15 protein-coding genes are annotated in these 18,258 nt (G+C 61.4%); 11 read left to right on the plus strand and 4 right to left on the minus strand.

Features of this window, described 5'->3' with window-relative positions; translation table 11 throughout:
• Nucleotides 1-189 precede the first annotated feature (189 nt).
• Together ACFFNA_RS38075 and ACFFNA_RS38080 are read left to right on the plus strand one after the other, a co-directional pair.
• A complete protein-coding gene (locus ACFFNA_RS38075; protein WP_378925301.1) occupies nt 190-1,971 on the plus strand; it encodes a glucan ABC transporter ATP-binding protein/ permease in 1,782 nt (593 codons plus the stop codon).
• Nucleotides 1,972-2,115: 144 nt separating this feature from the next.
• Complete coding sequence (locus ACFFNA_RS38080) at nt 2,116-2,871, plus strand: heme ABC transporter permease (RefSeq protein WP_378925303.1); 756 nt, start codon at nt 2,116-2,118, stop codon at nt 2,869-2,871.
• A 33-nt stretch (nt 2,872-2,904) separates the two neighbouring features.
• On the opposite strand, the gene ACFFNA_RS38085 is transcribed toward ACFFNA_RS38080, so the two are convergent.
• Nucleotides 2,905-3,963, minus strand: a complete 1,059-nt coding sequence (locus tag ACFFNA_RS38085; protein ID WP_378925305.1) for a D-TA family PLP-dependent enzyme — start codon at nt 3,961-3,963, stop codon at nt 2,905-2,907.
• A 292-nt stretch (nt 3,964-4,255) separates the two neighbouring features.
• On the opposite strand from ACFFNA_RS38085, the gene ACFFNA_RS38090 reads away from it, so the two are divergent.
• Nucleotides 4,256-4,942 (plus strand): D-lyxose/D-mannose family sugar isomerase, encoded by a 687-nt coding sequence (locus ACFFNA_RS38090; RefSeq protein ID WP_378925307.1) that lies wholly within the window; start codon nt 4,256-4,258, stop codon nt 4,940-4,942.
• Between the two features lie 114 nt (nt 4,943-5,056).
• Here ACFFNA_RS38090 and ACFFNA_RS38095 read toward each other — a convergent pair whose 3' ends face one another.
• Nucleotides 5,057-6,742 carry a hypothetical protein gene (locus tag ACFFNA_RS38095; RefSeq protein WP_378925309.1) on the minus strand — a complete coding sequence of 562 codons (1,686 nt, stop codon included), beginning with the start codon at nt 6,740-6,742 and terminating at the stop codon, nt 5,057-5,059.
• 277 nt (nt 6,743-7,019) lie between these two features.
• Nucleotides 7,020-7,769 carry a nucleoside deaminase gene (locus ACFFNA_RS38100; protein ID WP_378925311.1) on the minus strand — a complete coding sequence of 250 codons (750 nt, stop codon included), beginning with the start codon at nt 7,767-7,769 and terminating at the stop codon, nt 7,020-7,022.
• Nucleotides 7,770-8,186: 417 nt separating this feature from the next.
• Between ACFFNA_RS38100 and ACFFNA_RS38105 the strand changes: the two genes are divergently transcribed.
• A complete protein-coding gene (locus ACFFNA_RS38105; protein WP_378925312.1) occupies nt 8,187-8,963 on the plus strand; it encodes a DpnI domain-containing protein in 777 nt (258 codons plus the stop codon).
• A gap of 762 nt (nt 8,964-9,725) precedes the next feature.
• Here ACFFNA_RS38105 and ACFFNA_RS38110 read toward each other — a convergent pair.
• The gene (locus ACFFNA_RS38110) at nt 9,726-13,169 is read right to left on the minus strand and encodes a tumor necrosis factor receptor family protein (RefSeq protein ID WP_378925314.1); all 3,444 of its coding nucleotides are present in this window, start codon (nt 13,167-13,169) and stop codon (nt 9,726-9,728) included.
• Between the two features lie 118 nt (nt 13,170-13,287).
• Here ACFFNA_RS38110 and ACFFNA_RS38115 point away from each other — a divergent pair, with 118 nt between their 5' ends.
• The 7 genes from ACFFNA_RS38115 (at nt 13,288) to ACFFNA_RS38145 (ending at nt 18,195) form a co-directional block, all read left to right on the plus strand.
• Nucleotides 13,288-13,635, plus strand: coding sequence for a helix-turn-helix domain-containing protein (locus ACFFNA_RS38115; RefSeq protein WP_378925316.1), 348 nt, complete (start codon nt 13,288-13,290; stop codon nt 13,633-13,635).
• A 53-nt stretch (nt 13,636-13,688) separates the two neighbouring features.
• Nucleotides 13,689-14,465, plus strand: coding sequence for an ImmA/IrrE family metallo-endopeptidase (locus ACFFNA_RS38120; protein ID WP_378925318.1), 777 nt, complete (start codon nt 13,689-13,691; stop codon nt 14,463-14,465).
• Nucleotides 14,466-14,491: 26 nt separating this feature from the next.
• Nucleotides 14,492-14,761: a DUF5659 domain-containing protein gene (locus ACFFNA_RS38125; RefSeq protein ID WP_378925320.1), complete on the plus strand. Its 270-nt coding sequence runs from the start codon at nt 14,492-14,494 to the stop codon at nt 14,759-14,761.
• Nucleotides 14,754-14,918, plus strand: coding sequence for a hypothetical protein (locus tag ACFFNA_RS38130; RefSeq protein WP_378925322.1), 165 nt, complete (start codon nt 14,754-14,756; stop codon nt 14,916-14,918). The genes ACFFNA_RS38125 and ACFFNA_RS38130 overlap by 8 nt, the downstream gene beginning before the upstream one ends.
• Before the next feature lie 202 nt (nt 14,919-15,120).
• Nucleotides 15,121-15,363, plus strand: a complete 243-nt coding sequence (locus ACFFNA_RS38135; protein WP_378925324.1) for a hypothetical protein — start codon at nt 15,121-15,123, stop codon at nt 15,361-15,363.
• Nucleotides 15,353-16,243, plus strand: a complete 891-nt coding sequence (locus ACFFNA_RS38140; RefSeq protein ID WP_378925326.1) for a DUF7146 domain-containing protein — start codon at nt 15,353-15,355, stop codon at nt 16,241-16,243. The genes ACFFNA_RS38135 and ACFFNA_RS38140 overlap by 11 nt, the downstream gene beginning before the upstream one ends.
• Nucleotides 16,240-18,195 carry an AICE element replication initiation protein gene (locus ACFFNA_RS38145; protein ID WP_378925328.1) on the plus strand — a complete coding sequence of 652 codons (1,956 nt, stop codon included), beginning with the start codon at nt 16,240-16,242 and terminating at the stop codon, nt 18,193-18,195. Before ACFFNA_RS38140 ends, ACFFNA_RS38145 begins: the two co-directional genes overlap by 4 nt.
• The last annotated feature ends 63 nt before the right edge of the window (nt 18,196-18,258 follow it).

Here is an 18,258-nt window from a genome sequence, read left to right on the forward strand (position 1 = left end):
TTCGCCGCATGCCTGACATTTTACCTGTCTTCTCAAACCGTTAGGTGATCACGGCAGATTTCGGAACGTCGCCATCTTTTGTTCGCTCAGAGGGAACTGAAGAGGTACACGGCCATTGTTTTGCGACGTATCAACCGATACGAGTCAAATGATGCAGTGCACAATAATCAGCATGGCGGAGTAACTGGGGTGACCCTTCTTCAAATCTACTGGCGAGCGCTTGGTTATCTGGCCGCGGACAGGAAACGCGTCGCGTTGATCTGTTCGGCCAACATCGCTCTCGCGATTATCGCCATTCTCGAGCCGATCATGTTCGGACGGGTGATCGATGCGATTTCCGAACGCGGCTCGGTGTTTGCCACGCTTGCCCTGTGGGCGGGCCTCGGCGCCTTCAACATCGTTGCCTTCGTTCTGGTGGCGCGCGGCGCCGATCGCTTTGCCCACAAGCGGCGCAGCGAGGTGCTTTGCCAGTCGTTCGAGCGTGTCATCACCATGCCGCTTGCCTGGCATCACCAGCGCGGCACCTCCAATGCCCTGCACACCCTGTTGCGCGCGGTCGAGACGCTGTTCAGCCTGTGGCTTGAATTCATGCGCCAGCATTTGTCGACGGCGGTCGCGCTGTTCCTGCTGATCCCGACGGCAATCAGCATGGACCTGCGCATGTCGCTGGTGCTGCTGGCGCTCGGCGCTCTCTATGTCGGCATCGGCCGGCTGGTGATGAAGCGCACCAAGGCAGGCCAGGCCGCCGTCGAGCGGCACTACCATCAGGTGTTCGCGCATGTGACCGACTCGGTCTCCAACGTCGCCGTGCTGCAGAGCTACAACCGCCTCGGCCACGAGGCGGACACGCTGCGCCGCTATGTCAAGAACCTGCTCGACGCGCAGAACCCGGTGCTCGACTGGTGGGCGATGGCCAATGCGCTGCATCGTCTGTCGTCGACCATCTCGATGATGGTCGTGCTGTTGATCGGCGCCTATCTGGTCACCCATGGCCAGCTGCGCATCGGTGACGTCATCGCCTTCACCGGCTTTGCCACGCTGCTGATCGCCAGGCTCGACCAGATGTCGGCTTTCGCCAACCAGATTTCGGAAGCCCGCGCCAAGCTCGAGGACTTCTACCACCTCGAGGACTCCGCGGCCGACGCCGCCGAGCCGGACGGCTTGCGCGATCTCACCAACGTCACCGGCCATGTCCGCTTCGAGAATGTCGGCTTCGAATTCGCCAATTCGGGTCAGGGCATCGACGACGTGTCGTTCGAGGTCGAGGCCGGTCAGACCGTTGCCATCGTCGGACCGACGGGCGCCGGCAAGACCACGCTGATCAATCTGCTGCAGCGCGTCTTCTCGCCGTCTCATGGCCGTATCCTGATCGACGGCGTCGACACCCGCACCGTGACCCGCAAGTCGCTGCGTCATTCGATCGCCACCGTGTTCCAGGATGCGGGCCTGCTCAACCGCTCGATCGAGGACAACATCCGTGTCGGCCGCGCCGAGGCGACCAATGATGAGATCCATGCTGCCGCCAACGCGGCTGCCGCGCAGGACTTCATCCTGTCCAAGAGCAATGGCTACGACACGCTGGTCGGCGAACGTGGCGGCCAGTTGTCGGGCGGCGAGCGTCAGCGCATCGCCATTGCCCGCGCCGTGCTGAAGGATGCACCAATCCTGGTGCTCGACGAGGCGACCAGCGCTCTCGACGTCGAGACCGAGGACCGCGTCAAGGAAGCGATCGACGAATTGCGGCGCGACCGCACCACCTTCATCATCGCCCACCGCCTGACCACTGTTCGCGACGCCGATCTGGTCGTGTTCATGGACAAGGGCAAGGTGATCGAGATGGGCGGCTTCGCCGAACTGTCGATCCGCAATGGCCGCTTTGCCAGCCTGCTGCGCGCCGGCGGCCTGCTCAACGACGAGGAGGTTCGCCGCCTCAGCCGCACCGTGCAGCAACAACAGGAAGCCGCCGCCTGATCTTCGTTCTTTTACCTCCCCCTTGTGGGGAGGTCGGACCGAAGGTCCGGGTGGGGGTGCAGGCGACGCCACCCCGCTGCTTCGCCAGCCTGCGACACCACCGCTCGATTGCCCCAAACGTGCCGGCGGTCTATGTAGAACCGCATGAGCGACACGACTTCACGCCTGACCGGCTGGATGGATCTTGCCAACCCGACGCGCTTTGTCGGGTTGGCCGACAAGGTCGTGCCATGGTTGGCGTCCATCGCCGCCCTTGTCCTTGCCGTCGGGCTCTATATGAGCTTCGCCGCGCCTGAGGATTTCCAGCAAGGCATCACCGTTCGCATCATGTACATCCACGTGCCATTCGCCTGGCTCGCCATGATGTGCTACACGCTGATGGCGATCTCGGCGCTCGGCACGCTGGTCTGGCGCCATCCGCTGGCCGATGTCGCGCTGAAATCGGCGGCGCCCATAGGTGCTGTCTTCACCGCGCTGGCGCTGATCACCGGCTCGATCTGGGGCAAGCCGATGTGGGGCACCTGGTGGGTCTGGGATGCGCGGCTGACCTCGGTCTTCGTGCTGTTCCTGATGTATCTCGGCATCATCGCGTTGACCCGGGCGCTCGACGATGCCGGCCGCGCCGCCTGGGCCGCCGCCATCATCACGCTGGTCGGTTTCATCAACATCCCGATCATCAAATTCTCGGTCGACTGGTGGAACACACTGCACCAGCCGGCCTCGGTGTTCAGGCTCGGCGGGCCGACCATCGACCCAAGCCTGCTGTGGCCGCTGCTGGTGATGGCCGTAGGCTTCACGGCGCTGTTCTTCGCGCTGCACCTGATGGCAATGCGCACGGAAATCCGCCGCCGCAGGGTCATTGCCATGCGGCGTGTGGCGGCACGGCAGGCTGAGCGGTAACCAGTTTAATTCACCTGTATCTGACGAAGCCGGTCATCCCATCCGTCCGCGCGCTGCCACCGGCAATGTTTCCAGCACCTTGTCGCCGTCGATCAGATTGACCTCGTTGAACAGGTTGGTGACGACGCAGCAATGATCGGGCACGACGCGGACGCGTTCGCCGATGCGCAGTTTGCCGCCCCCCGAAAGCGTGACGTTGCCGTGCTCCTCGCTCAAGCCCGTCACCCGCGCTCCCGAGACGCCGAGCAGTTCGCCGAAATCGGCGAGCCCCAGCGTGTCGCTGGACAGCGCCTTGCTGCCGGCGTCGAGGATGGCGCGAGTCGGCGTCGGGTGGCTGACCACCGTCGACAGCACCGTCAGCGCGCAATCGTCGAGGCTGCCGACGCCTTTGGCGACCTGATAGCGGTCGAGATAGATGTAAGTGCCGGGGCGATACTCCGTGACAACCGATGCCGCGCTGGAGCGCCATATGTCCGGCGTGCCGCCGCTGGAGATGCGTTCGCAGGCGAGGCCCGAGGCGGCCAGCGCCTCCCTGGCGTCGGCAAGCCAGGCTTCGGCCTCCGCCGCGCGGCCGGCGGCCGGGTAGGTCATCAGCCCGCCGAAGGCGAGGCCGCCGGCCTTGTCGATCTGTCTTGCCAGCGCAACCGCTTTATCCGCCGTCTGCACGCCGCAGCGGCCCATGCCGGTGTCGCACTCGACCAGCACCGGCAGACGATGACCGGCATCGGTGAAGGTCGCCGCCAGCCCCTCGATCGTGTCGATGCTGTCAGCCGTCACAGACAGCGTGACACGGCCATGCAGCGCCAGAAGCCGCGCGAGCTTGGCCCGCCCAAGGATGTTATAAGGAAGAAAAATATCGGTCAGGCCGGCGTCGGCCATCACCTCGGCCTCGCCGATCTTCTGGCAGGTGATGCCGACGGCGCCGGCCGCCACCTGCTTCTTCGCCCAATAGGGCAATTTGTGCGTCTTGATATGCGGCCGCAGCTTCAGTCCGTTCTTGTCGGCATGGGCCTGGGCGCGGGCAATGTTGGCTTCGGCGCGCGCGGCGTCGATCAGGATCGATGGCGTATCGAGGTCGTGGATGGTCGGCATCGTCTGTCACCCCATGGAAATCCGCAGGGTTTATGACCCTGAAAGCGCGTGATGTCACCCGGCCAGCGCAGCGGATCTGTGGTCCATGCACCAAGCCTCAAGGGCCGGGCAGGGCGGCAAGATGGATCGACACCGGATCGGGCTTCGGCTATGCGATTTGCTGGAGCAATTCCAGGAAAAGCGGGAAACGATTTTCCGCCCGGAATTGCGTCAAAACAAGGAGCTAGAGTGGTTCAGCGTTTCCGTGAAACGGTGAACCGCGCTAGAAAAGTCGACACGAAGGACCATGATCATGAAACGCTCCGCCATCAACGACATCATCCGCGAAGCCGACGCTTTCATCCGCTCGTTCGGCTACATCATGCCGCCCTTTGCCTATTGGTCGCCCGAGGAGGCGAAGGCGCGCCAGGCCGACTCCTCGGCCGTGTTCAGCTCGCGGCTCGGCTGGGACATCACCGACTACGGCCAGGAGAAGTTCAAGGAGCTCGGCCTGTTCCTGTTCACCGTTCGCAACGGTCGCTACGAGGACATGAAGAAGGGCATGGGCATGCTCTATGCCGAGAAGATCATGATCTCGCGCAAGGACCAGCTGTCGCCGATGCACCGCCACAACATCAAGGCCGAGGACATCATCAACCGGGGTGGCGGCAAGCTGGTGCTGGAACTGTTCATGCACGATCGCGACGGTGGTATCGATCCCAAGGCCGAAGTATCGGTGCCTGTCGACGGAACCATCCACAGGCTGCCGGCGGGCGGGCTCCTGAAGCTCGATCCGGGCCAGAGCGTCACACTGCTGCCCGGCGTCTGGCACGCCTTCTGGGCCGAAGGCAAGGATGTGCTGATCGGCGAAGTGTCGACCGTCAACGACGATCTCACCGACAACGTGTTTCGCGAACAGATCGGCCGTTTCTCCAACATCGACGAGGACGTCGCCCCGGTGCACCTGCTGGTGTCCGACTATGAGAAGTGGCTGGGCTAAATGCATGTCGCTCAAAAGTGGCCCCGGTTTTGAGACAACGACATGCATACAAACAAAGACCTAAAGCGCGTCGCATGAATCCGTTTCGACGCGACGCGCTTTAGGTTCGGGACCTCAATGACAGCAGCCAGACGCTGACTGCACGCTCGTCCTGCACAGGCAGGACGAGCTGATCGGCACGTCCGCTTTGGCCAGCGCCATGGCAAGGCTTGCCTGCAGCGCCGGCAGTTCTTCGGTGTCGCCGCGCCGCTTCAGGCATTCCACCAGCCCGTGCAGCGCCCAGACATTGTTCGGATGCTGGGCGCAGCGCTGCACCTTGCCGCTCAAGCCCAGATCGTCGCGATAGACCTGTTCGGCCTCTTGAGTGTGGCCCTGGTCGAGAAGCAGGGCTGCCAGCGCATGGCGCGGCGGATGCATCCACGCCCACGGCTCGGTGTAGGACAGATTGTCGTCAAGCTCGACCGCTTGCCGCAGATAGTTGTAAGCCTCCTCATGTCGGCCCTGGTGATAGGCAAGCTCGCCATCGAGGAGAGCCGCGCCGACAGCCAGCGACGCCCGGGTCGGGTTGCTGAGGAAGCGCCGCTCGGGCGCAATGCCTTCCAGATGCCAGTGGAATTTTTCGCGCTCGCGCTCCGCCTGGACAAAATTCCTCAGGGTCGCATGCGCCACACCCTTGGCGTAGCGCTGCATGGCGGCTGTCAGCACATAGAGGCCGGGCTCTTCGGCAACCGGCTCGTCGATGATCTCCTGCCAGCGGCCGAAGCGCACCTCAACATGCGATTTCATGGCGTGGTAGCCTTCCACCGTCTGGGTGAGCTTTGGCCGGTCGGGAAGGCTGACCACGTCGCGCGTCACCAGGCTGCGCACCTTGTCGGCGGCCCACAGGGCGGGCCTGGACTGGCCGAGCAACATGCAGGTGAACATCATCAGATGCAGGTCGTGGCAGCAGCCGACCAGGTAGTAGGTCGGCTCGTCGGCATAGGCGAGATAGAGGTCGTTGGCGCGAACCGCCTTCTCGCTGGCGAGCTTTGCTTTCTCGTACTCGCCGCACAGCACATAGATATGCCCCGGCATGTGGTTCATGTGCCCGGCATCGGGACACATTTCGCCGAGCAGGTCCGCCGAGCGCATGCCGCGTTCCGGCATGGTGGACATTTCCAGCAGATGGATATGCAGATGGACGACCGCCGGATGCTGTGCAATGCCGGCCTCGTCGGCAAGCCGGATCGACCGCTCGCAAATTTCGAGCGCCTCGATCACGTCCGAATTCGCTGCCGGCGCACCGGTCTTGAGGTTCCACAGGCGCCGCACCGTGCGCATCATCAGCGCCTCGACCAGCAGCGCCATCACATCATGGTCGTCTGGAAAGTCGTGGTAGACCAGCCGCATCGCGGCCGCGTAGGCGTCGTCCCACTGCTCGAATTCCGCCAGTGTCACCCGATGCGGCTTCTGGAAGCGGCTGGCCAGTGCCTCGATCAACCGCCTTTCGACCTCTCTGGCGGCAGCAGCATTGGCGCGCGCCAGCTGGATATGCTCGAAGCAACGCTTCGTCGCGTTGTCGGCCTCGGCCTCGCCATGCTCCTTCCAGGTCAGATTGTAGAAAGGCCCGGCGGCATAGGCGATGCCCCAATGCACCATTGGGCAATCTGGGTTCGTTTCGAGTGCCTTCTCGAAACACTTGATGCCTTCCTCATGGTTGAAGCCGTAGCACCAGTTCAGGCCGATATCGAACCAGCGCTGGGTTTCAGCTGACAGGGTGGAGATGGGGCGGCGGTAGGTGCCGAGGTTGAAGCGATCCATGTGGTCTCGTGCAAGCGTGCTTGGCGGCTGGCCGGGGCTTTAGCCGGAAAGGTTGCTATCAATGTGTGCGGGATGGGCGCGTATGGCAACACCAGGGCAGCACCGTTGGGCGGGAGGACCAGTTGCCTTGCCAACTCGTCAGCTACACTTCGCAAAGTTGAATGTCTCGTGCTGGTTCGACGGATCTGATCTCGTCGGCATCGAACATCGGGGCTATCGGGAGCCGCAGTGGTGCATGCGGAAACCGCCTGCGGAGTGGCAGCCCTTAGCCACCGCGTCAGCGCTTCCAGAAAGTGCGGTGCGGGGCGAGGAGCTCGTCCTCGATCTCGGGGACGGGGCCAACGACCTCGATTGGCTTCTGGCCGGAGCCGAGGACCGTCCGCGCCGCGAGGCTCATGGTCGGGTTCTCGGCGTGGTCGCCGGTCTCCGCGAGGAGCTTCGCCTCCTCGAAACCATAGACCAAGCGGCCGATATTCGCCCAATAGAGCGTCCCGGTGCACATGGCACAGGGCTCGCCGGTCGAGACAAGCGTGCAGGTCCACAGGAAATCCGCCGGATAGGCTGCCGCGGCGCGCCGGGCGAGCTCGGTCTCGGCGTGGCGCATCGTGTCGATATTGCCTTGGCGCATGAGGACGCGGTCGTCGGGCCCGACCAGGACGGCGCCGAAGGGATGGTGCCCATGCGCCGCCGCCTCGCGCGCGACTTCACCGGCGGCGCGGAGGTGGGCGAGCATCTGATCGCGGGTCATGGCAAAACCTATCACGCCGACATCCACCCGATGAGCGGCTCTTTGAACCGAGATTGCTGCCAAGGGACGCGATTGGCAAGAGCAACCGTCGCTTGAGCCTCCACCTGCTCCAAGGTCGGTGGGCGAGGAGGCGACCGTCGCAGCGAAGATTTCAAAGTGGCAGGGTGCCACTTTGAAAATCAAACGCGGCACAAAGAAATTGATCGGGAAGGCAAGGCAATCGCCGAAGCCGAGCCCGAAGATGACTTCCGCGATCACACCATAGGCTAACACGATCACGCAGTTCACAATACAACTACAAGCGGTCGATTCCTTAGGGATGTAGCCACTCCGAAAGCCCGCCGCGGGTCGCTCCCGTGGCGGGCTTTTCATCGATCAGGGGTTAGGTGCCTAAACATTGCCTGCTTGCCGGCCCCGGATATCGACTGCCATTAGGATGGTGTCCCGGGACCTGGTGTAGCTCGGCGGTAGCAAAGTCGCTCGCGAGCGCGCTCTCGACAGCGCTGTAGCGAGCGAGCGGCTAGATTTATCAGCAGAATCGACCGCTTATTCTCTATGAGCGATCCGACAAAATGCAGATATCGTCCGTGGAGACAAGGGCACACCGGCTGCGCCAGACAAGAAGCTCTTGATCGCCCATTGCCGAACTGTAAGTTTAAGTTCTTGGCGTCCGCGAACAGATGGTTTTAACCGAGAATGAAATTTGGTTTTGAAGAGACGCAGGTAAAATATAATAGTGGATCACAACAAGCCAGAATTTGGACCGAGCAGTGGGCCTCGCAATGGATTTATTGCCCTAATTGTGGAAGCTCCCGTCTAGAAAAATTCCCCGCTAATTTGCCTGTTGCTGATTTCTTCTGCAGCAGTTGCAATGATCAATTCGAGCTGAAAAGCCAAAAGAAAGCATTTGGCGCGAAGGTCGCCGACGGAGCCTATTTTACCAAAATTGACAGATTGGCATCATCGACTAACCCGAATTTGATATTGCTGAATTATGACCTGACGCAAAAAGCGGTAAGGCATGTTTGCGTTGTTCCAAAGCATTTCTTCGTACCAGACATCATCGAGAAAAGGAGACCACTGGCGCTGACAGCAAGGAGAGCGGGTTGGGTTGGTTCCAATATTTTGCTCGACCGCATCCCGGATGCGGGCCGAATATTTGTGGTGAGGAACAGCATCCCGATCCCCAAAGAGGTCGTCGTCGCAAAATGGCAGCACACCCTTTTTCTGCGTGAGGAAAAGGCAGATGCTCGTGGCTGGCTAATTGAAGTAATGAGATGTGTCGATATGATCGGCGCGACTGATTTCGATATCGAACAAATCTACGCGTTCGAAAGGAAACTGAGCGCTCTGTACCCGAACAACAGAAATGTGAGACCAAAGATTCGTCAGCAATTGCAGTTCCTCAGAGACAACGGATATCTCGAGTTTGTGGCCCGTGGCCGCTATCGCTTGAGGAAAGAGAACTTTTGAAGGTCGAGCAAGAGGACAATGCCTAAATGTCTTGGTACGCAAACCATTATGAATGCTACAGCTGCGGCGAACATTGGGTCGACGAATGGTCATGCATGTGCGATGACGACTGTCCAAATTGCGGCGCTCGTCATGCTGCACCAATTGAAAGTGAAGACCTCACGCGTGTCATTGTACCGGATGCGAGTGCTTTTGTCGTCTTAAGGTCTCCAGATAGTGCAGAAGATCGCCCCGATTACGAAGAGATCGGTCGCTTCGCTAGCAACGCGCTAGCGAAGCGATTTCTCGAGGGTGTGGCGAACTAGGGCGTCGTCCGCGAATAACTACGTCGAAAGGGGAAGGGTCGGAACGGTCGTTCGGCAGTCAAGGGCGACAGCTATATTGTTGATTTTCTTGCCAAAGAAAGACTGTTGGCTGCCGTTCCTGAACACTTTTAGAACCATGTGCATTAGCCCAGACGCGGATTTTCGACAGTCTATTGAGGGTATCCGAGCCCTCCGCTTCGCCGCTTAGCCCATGCACTTGTACTATGTGCGCTGCAGTCCGAGTGAAGCTTGATCTGCACCCTTCTTTGGCCAACGAACGGCAAATCGCAACCCGTCTTTCGATCCCCCTCTCTACCAGGCAGCATCGTATTTCGGTCTTGGTCCAAGGATAGGCGTTAGCCGCCTCGGGGAACCGTTTTTGGATTTCTTTGCTGGTCCGGATCACGCTGCAGCGGCTTCCTCAAGCGCCCCAAGCTCGGTCTTTTCGAAGTGGGGTTCAGTTTCCGCGAATCCGAGAATCCCGCAGGGTCTCAGCGAGGTCAGATTCATTAACCGCCCACAGTCCTACCCGAGCGACGACGTCAAAGCAGGTGGCGACGCCCTCTGCCAACATCGCAGGGTTGTTATTCTGATGGGGGACAAACTTGTATACTTCAGGTCCGTCCCAATTAAGCTCTCTTCCGCCGAAGGTAGGCCGCAAGGCAAATGATCCAACTGTGCTACGATCAGTTGCCGCATAGGCGACTCCGTTCTCCCAAGCGGCCGCTGCAGCGCCGCCGAGCCCTAGACCTGTCTCCCAAGCAAGCCAGCCATTGCTGTCAAGCGACATGACCCAGCTCCTTGTCTCGTCATTGGCTTGAGCTGCCAGTTCCTTTGATTTCGTCGCGCCAACGACTAGTAAGCCACCATCGGCAACAAAAGCTGCGCCCACCGCTTCGTCAAACGCGCGCCCGCCGCACCCACGCATCCAGGAAAGCGTGCCATCTTCCGAGACTCTGGCCACTAGAGCCTCGGGCTGGTCCTCTTCGCGCATATGGATCTTCCCGACAAGTGCGAACCCATCCGATCTGGCTGCCCCATCTTCGAATTCGCCGCTTACGCTGTCGTACAAGTACGATTTCTCCCAGACGGGGAAGCCACTGCCGTCAACCTTCATGATCCAAGGCGCTGAGCGTGCGGTTCCAACGAGCAGCACGAAGTCCGCTCCAGCGCCGCTTACGAGTCCCTCAGCGCTCAGGCTGTCGCCGTCGGGGCCTAGGAGCGTGCTGTTGTAGAGCTTCCTCCAAACGACCTTGCCTTCTTGCGAGACACGAAGCAGTTCCGGCCATCGTTCGAAATCGCCGTACTTTCGAACAAGTAGCGCGAGGTCGCCGCCTGGAAAAAATGTGATGTCCAGTGGCTCCTCCTTGGGATCGAGAGCAAGAAGCGTTTCGACCGAACCTGGACGGACCCGCCTGAGCGAGCTTTTTGCATTCTCGCCTTTTTGTGAAGCCTTCACCAATGCGAACACCTCTTCATGCAAGCTAACAGATGCAATTACTTTGAAATCAGGGTCGGTCATCGGCGTGTCAAAGGCGTTCAGGGTGGTCGTGTCGGTGACCACTATTCGGGAACCGTCGGCACGTTCCATCCCTACCAGCTTTAGGTCGGACCCATCGGAGTCGGCGCGCCCGATAAAGCCTATACTTGCCACCCCTCGAATCGCTGATCCCTGAAAGTCGGGGATCGCAGCGGCATTCGTAGGCGCTAGTCCCTGAGCCGCTGCTTGGAGGTCGAGCTGGCCGACATGCTCAGCAGGGAAATCAGGGACCATCGCTGGGTCGACCGCAAGAATGGCCTTTGCCTCTGGCGGTGTGAGGACCTCTCCCACACCAGGGAATGGTTCGTCTGGAGGACCGGGTTGCTGTTCAATTGGTGGTTGGCAAGGGCCCTGAGAAAGAGAGAGCGTACATACACCTAAGCGCTCGGGAAGGCAGCGAATATCTGTAGCGCCGGCGTTGTCACAGTAGGTGCCTGCCGGGTCCACGCAATGCCCGTCTCTCAGTTCAGTTCCTTCGGGGCAATCGATGCCCTCGTTTTGGGCAACGCACGCCCTTTGCTCGGCAACGCTGCTGAGGCCGTCGCAGGGAGACGGTCCTGGGTTGCGGCACGTCTGGAGCAAGAAATCCATTACTTGCCCCCTCGGGCATCCAGTCAGTGGGTCGATCGCGGGCGGATGCTGGCACGCTGACATTACCGGGTTTTCAAGGCAGGCGGCTTCCACAGGATCTAGGCAGCGTCCGCCGGAAGGGACGGTATCCTCGGGACAATCGACCGACGCGGTTTTGTATAATGCGCGCCATAAATGGCAGTCCGACGAGGTATCCTTCCAAGATACGAGTTCTTCGGTCTTCTGGACCTGCATGCACATCCCGCCTGCCCGCGTATCGTCGGTCCACAACGGCCGTTCCGGTTCGCACTCTTCCGGCGGCAATTCACCGGTGTTACAGGGGTTAGGAGTTTTGCTTGCAGGCTCTTCGGCTGGAGGCTGCTCTGCGTTCGGGTCTTGGCCATCGTTTAGTAGTTCTGTGTCGACTAGTACAGTGCCCAAATTGGAATGGTCACCACCGTCGTGAGGCTCTACTTTTTCGTAGTAAAATTGTTTGCCGCCACGGTCCACGTAGGTATCAGCTACGATGGTGTTCGTCCCCGGTTTCCAGACGTACATATTTTCGCATTTCTTGTAACCGTCCGGATCTTTTTCGCGTTCGGCTTTGGTGATTGGTTCAAACTTTTGCCCACCAATTTCCAAAGTTTCTGGGGCTTTGGGCGATGTGTCCTCAACAGGCCCGGCATCATCCGACGACATTAGTGTTTTGACGTCTGCCTCGAAACTCTGCTCTAGCTCCTTGACAGCCTCATCATCTTGACGTGATTGGGCAGCTTGGAGCCCGGCCACATCCTCAAGCAGACGCGCAGCCTTCGGGTGCTCCTCTGCATACTCGGAACGCGTTCGGTTCTCGTGGATTCGTTCTGCGGCGCGGTACTCGGCGTCAAGTTTCTCTAGGTCCTGACTGCGGTCTTTAAGTATCTCGGTGGCTTTCTGCATCGCCGCCTCGGCGGCTTGTTCTCTATCAGACAATGCGTCTCGAAGGGCCGGCATGTCATCGAGGCCCACGTGCGTCATCTTTAGGCCTACCAGCAAATGACTCAGGAAAGAGGTCGTTTTGGACAAACCAATTTCAGTCATTTTTTCGCCGATGGCGTTCGCCCGCTCAGACATTTTCCTATCGAAGGAAGCCTGCAGCCGAAGGCTATGGCGCTGTTCCCGAAGAATGTACAGCGTACTGCGGGTGTTCTTCATCGCTGTAAGCACACCGTCGATGGCCGTGTTGCGCTCATCCTTGGTTCCTGACAAAACACCTTGCCAGTCGAGAGAGAAAGTGCGGCCAGGATCGAACAGATTATTCGGGCCGAGACCTCGCAACCGACGGGCCTCCCGTTTGATCAATGAGACCTGATCGGCACTCTGATTTGGCCCAATTCCCTCTTCAAGCGATCCAGCGAACTTGTCCGCCGAGTCGTACAGGTCAGCAGCTTTCTCCAGGAGCTTCGTTGGCTCCGAGCGTGCGAGCGGTGACTCTGGAAACAGGCCGATGGCGGTGACGAGACCCTTCAAGATTGCCTCAGCGAACCCGTATACGCCACCTCCTTTGATCTCAGGATCGTAGCGTTGAACGGGCAATTCAGTTTGCCAGTCGTCGTCAGCGGGCGAGGTGGCCCCAGCCTCAATAGGTGCCGGCTTCGCCGTACCTAATACGAAGGGGAGGGTCTCGGCCAGCGATGGCGTGGGAAGGAGTAGGGTATCGAAACAAATGACCAGCGCGAGCGCATACGTCTTCATGGACGCACCCAGTTGTTGTTCTTCCGTTTGGACCAATATACCGCAAATCATCGGCATTGTCGGCCTCACCTCCTGATCGGTCTCTCAGATATGTTTAGGTAACAGTTGACAGTGCGGTGCGAATCGGCGATTGCTACCGTAGAGTGGTTTGTAAACAGGGGACGGGAGAACGGGCATGTCAGGGGCGAAGTTCGGCGAGTTCGTACGCCGAGAGCGCGAGGCGAACGATATTGGTTTGCGGGAGATGGCGAAGTTGATCGGGGTGAGCCCGACCTATCTTTCAAAGGTCGAGCGCGACGAATTCGCGCCACCTGCCGAGGACAAGGTAAAGGCGATTGCGCAGATCATCGGTTGCGATGTTGACGAGTTGCTGGCGCGGGCGGGCCGCGTGGCGAGCGACCTGTCGGACATCATCAAGCGCCATCCGGTGGAACTGGCGGCGCTGCTGCGGACCACGAAGGGATTGACCAGCGAGGACATTGCCCGGCTTGCCCGCAATGCACAGAAGGCCAAGGACAGGTGAGCGCCTGATCGGGCGATGACGGTTTCGAGGATGCAGATGAGGATCGGCGATCAATGACCAAGTTCGTTTCCTATGTGCCCGACGAGGCGATCGAAAAGGACGCGCAGGCGCTCTTGGCCGAATATGCCCATACGCGTGGCGTCACGATCGAAGCGCCGATCCCGATCGACGACATCGTGGAGAAGCACCTGAAGATCGGTATCGAGTTCGACGACATGCACCGGCTGTTCGGCGTTCCGCGTTCGGGGATCGGGTTCGATCCCGATATCCTGGGCGCGATCTACTTCGACCAGAAGCGCATCGTGATCGACGAGAGCCTCGATCCCGATGCCTATCCGGCCAAGGAAGGACGCTATCGCTTCACGCTCGCGCACGAAGGCGGCGGGCATTGGCGCCTGCATCGTCATCTGTTCGGCAAGGACCCCGCGCAGACCTCGCTCCTCGATCCCAACGTGCCGCCGAGCGTGATCTGCCGGACCAGCCAGGCCAAGGCACGTATCGAATTGCAGGCCGACCTATATGCCTCTTGCGTGCTGATGCCGCGCAAGCTGGTTTTCGCCGCCTGGGACGAAGCATTTCCTGACCGCAAGCAACGGGTGCTGCTGCCGTCCGAACCGATCGACCATCCCTTCGTCGAGATCGCGCGATTCGATAGCCGCATTGCCGGCGCCGCCGTCACCGAAAGTGACGATCAGGCGCTGGAAAGCTTCGCCAAGCCCTTTGCCGAAAAGTTCCTTGTCTCGCCGATCGCCATGCGCATCAGGCTCGAAAAGCTCGGGCTGCTGCATCGGGCGGTGCCGCTTCAGCGGCTCCTGTCAGACGGCGTATGAACCCATTGTTTTGAGGAGATCGTAAGGTGTCAACTGAACAAACGATCCGCGACCAGCCGAACCCGGCAGACGCCGCGTTCGAGACGCGCGACTTCTATCTCGCCTGCTTCCTGCGCTGCGCCGGCTACGAGCTGATGAACCTGCGCGACGAGGGCCGACGGAAGGTGTTCGTCTTCCGGGATCGCGCCACACGGCGCGCTGACGTGATTGGCTTCTATGGCGACGCGACCAGCGTTCGGCCGCTCGCCTTCGCCGCCACCATCAAGGACATGAAGGGATTGCTGCACAATGGCTGAACCGCAAGACACGCCACCGTTCCAGCGCGCCAAGAGCGGGCAGGTCCGCGAAGCCCTCGACCGGCTCGAAGGGCTCGTCGTCGACGGCCTGAAGCACGGCTTCTTCGACTTTTCCATCGCCTGCGAGATCGCCAACGGGGCAAGCGCCAGCTCGTGATCCGCGCAGGCAAGAGCCACAAGTTCACGATCCCCAAGAACGAGGTGCCGCGCTGAAGCGGCCCAAGCCCTGATACCGACCGGCGATCCCTGAGACGGGGACGACTGAAGATGCAAATCCCTTTTGGGTCCAGTGTCATCGGTGGGAATCCGAGACCGGAGGCCAGGAGCACGGAGCGGCGGAACCGCCCGTGAGGTCTTCGATGAAATGTCTCGACGCTGCTAACGACAATGACATGGGCAAGCAGATCGCCCGCACTCGGCAAGTCTGGCAACCGCGCATCGGGCGCGACCTCACCGACGAGGACGCCCGCCAGATCATGCACAACGTCACCGGCTTCTTCGGCGTGCTCGCCGAATGGTCGCGAGCCGAGAGGCTTGCTGCCGCCAATGACGCCGCTGCACCCGCCAAGCCGAACGATGGCGAGGCGCGCCATGACCGCTGAAACCATCGCCAGGGCACTCGGCGGGCATCGCGTCGGAGCGACATGGATGGCCCGCTGCCCGGTACATGACGATCGGAGTCCGAGCCTTTCGATTAGTGCGGGCAAGGACGGCAAGATACTGGTGTGCTGCCACGCGGGCTGCGACCAGCGCGACGTGATCGCGGCGCTTCGCGCAATCGGCGCATGGGAGTCCAGAACGCGTCATGCCACGCGGTTCCGTTCGCCGACCGATCGCCGCGTTCCCGAAGATCCCGACGTGCTAAAGCGAACCGAAGCGGCATTGGCGATCTGGCAGGCATCGCAGCTGGCCGATGGAACGCCGATCGAAACCTACCTGCGCTCGCGCGATCTGGTACTGTCGGTCCCGGCCAGCCTTCGCTTTCACGCCGGCTTGAAGCATCGTTCGGGTGGCGTCTGGCCCGCGATGGTGGCGCTGGTGACGCACGGCGTTACCGAATCAGAGATCGCCGTCCACAGAACCTTTCTTGCCCGCGACCGCAATGGAAAGGCGCCAGTCGATCCGGCCAAGATGATGCTTGGGCCTTGTCGTGGCGGTGCAGTCCGTCTTGGCGAGCTTGGCCCCGTGCTGATGGTCGGCGAAGGGATCGAGACCTGTCTGGCGGCCATGCAGGCGACCGGAAACGCCGCCTGGGCGGCGCTGTCAACATCGGGCCTGCGATCCCTCGATCTACCGCCGGCCGTTCGCGACGTCATCATTCTCGCCGATGGCGACGAACCCGGCGAAGCGGCTGCGCAGGATTGTGCGCGACGCTGGAAGCGCGAAGGCCGGCGTATTCGGATCGCCCGGCCGCCGCGAGGGATGGATTTCAACGATCTGCTCAAGGCCCGCAATCCCTCTTTCACGGAGGGAGCGCAATGAACCCCGACGCCACCGTCGAACCTGAAAAGCAGATCCTCACCGCCATCGACGCCGCCGAAGACCTGCCCGATCCGCTCGCGGGATTGGCCGAGAAGACAGCCGCTGACCCTGGCGCGCCTTTCATGCATGCGGCGCTGGAGGCGCTAGCGGCACTCAGGCAGGACAACCGCGCCGCCTTCGAAGCACTGCGGTCGCAACTAAAGAAGGCCGGCTGCCGCGTCACCGCGCTCGATGAGGCCATCGCCGAGGAGAACGGGACGCCAGGCGGGCGCGGGCCAACGCAGGCCGATATCCTGATAGGCCTCGCCCAAACAGCCGAGGTATTCCACACACCCGACGGCGCCAGTTTCGCTGACCTCGACATCAACGGCCATCGCGAAACCTGGCCGATCCGCACTAAGGGATTTCGCCGCTGGCTTTCCCGACGCTTCTTCGAGGAGACGGGCGGCGCGCCGAGTTCGGAAGCGTTGCAATCGGCGCTGAACGTGATCGAGGCCAAGGCGCATTTCGACGGGCCGGAACGGCCGGTCCATATTCGTGTCGGCGGGCTCGATGACCGGCTCTATCTTGACCTCGGCGACGACACCTGGCGGGCGGTGGAGATCGACGCTACCGGCTGGCGCGTCATCGACCACCCGCCCGTTCGTTTCCGCCGTGCTGCCGGCATGAAGCCGATGCCGATTCCTGTGCGCGGCGGATCGATCGCCATGCTGCGCTCGTTTCTTAACGTGCAGACCGACGCCGATTTCGTGCTGGTGGTCGCTTGGGCGCTCGCGTCACTGCGCAATCGCGGTCCCTATCCGGTGATTGTGTTGTCGGGCGAACAGGGTTCGGCCAAGTCCACGTTCTCGGCGATCCTGCGGGCGCTGCTCGATCCGAACACCGCGCCGTTGCGGGCATTGCCGCGCGAGGATCGTGATCTGTTCATCGCCGCCACCAACGGCCATGTGCTCGCCTTCGACAATGTGTCGGGCCTCCCGGCCTGGATATCGGACACGCTTTGCCGTCTCGCCACGGGCGGCGGATTTGCGGTGCGCCAGCTTTATTCCGATCAGGATGAAGTGCTGTTCGACGCCGCCCGGCCGGTGATCCTGAACGGGATTGAGGATATCGTCACAAGGCCCGATCTGGCCGATCGCGCCGTGTTCCTCACACTGGAGGCGATCCCCGAGGAACGCCGGCGCACCGAACGGGAATTGTGGGCCGCGTTCGAGGCCGAGCGCTCGCGCATCCTCGGCGTGCTGCTCGACGCAGTGGCGAAGGGCCTAGTCGAATTGCCCGCGACCCGGCTCGACAAGCTGCCGCGCATGGCAGACTTCGCCTTGTGGGCGACGGCTTGCGAAACCGCGCTGTGGCCTTCAGGCACGTTCTGGTCGGCCTATTGCGGCAACCGCGACGAAGCGGTGGAGGGCGTCATCGAGGCCGATTCGATCGCTGCGGCCGTACGGGCTTTGGTGCAGGCGCGGACGGAGTGGACGGGAACGGCCTCAGAGCTTCTGTGCGCCCTAGCCGAACTGGCGGGCGAGCGCGTCGCGAAATCGAAGACCTGGCCCGATAGCCCTCGGGCGCTGGCAGGCCGGCTGCGCCGTGGGGCGACTTTCCTGCGCAAGATCGGCATCGACATCGGGTTCGAGCGCGAAGGCCGGGCGCGGACACGGATGATCCATATCACCACGAACGGCAAACCGGCGTCGCCAGAAACCGGCGGGGCGCGACCGTCCGCATCGTCCGCACCGCCCGCCGATTGGCCGAAGGTCAGTTCCGGCAATGGCTTCGCATCGCCGGGCTTGCGGACGGTCGCCGCCGTCGCGGACGGTTCAGCGGGCGAGACCGGCGCAACCGTCCGCGCCAACCTGTTGACGTCCAACGCCGAGGCCGGTGCGGACGGTGCGGACGCAATGCACCCGCGCCAATCCACGCCTGAAAATGCAGGCTGGAGAGCGCGGCTATGAGCGCCTTCCAAGCCCTGAAGGCAGCGCGCGATACGGGCATTCGGATCGGCATCGATGGCGACG

The organism is Mesorhizobium kowhaii (assembly GCF_042431665.1).
GTDB classification, from domain to species: Bacteria; Pseudomonadota; Alphaproteobacteria; order Rhizobiales; family Rhizobiaceae; genus Mesorhizobium; species Mesorhizobium kowhaii.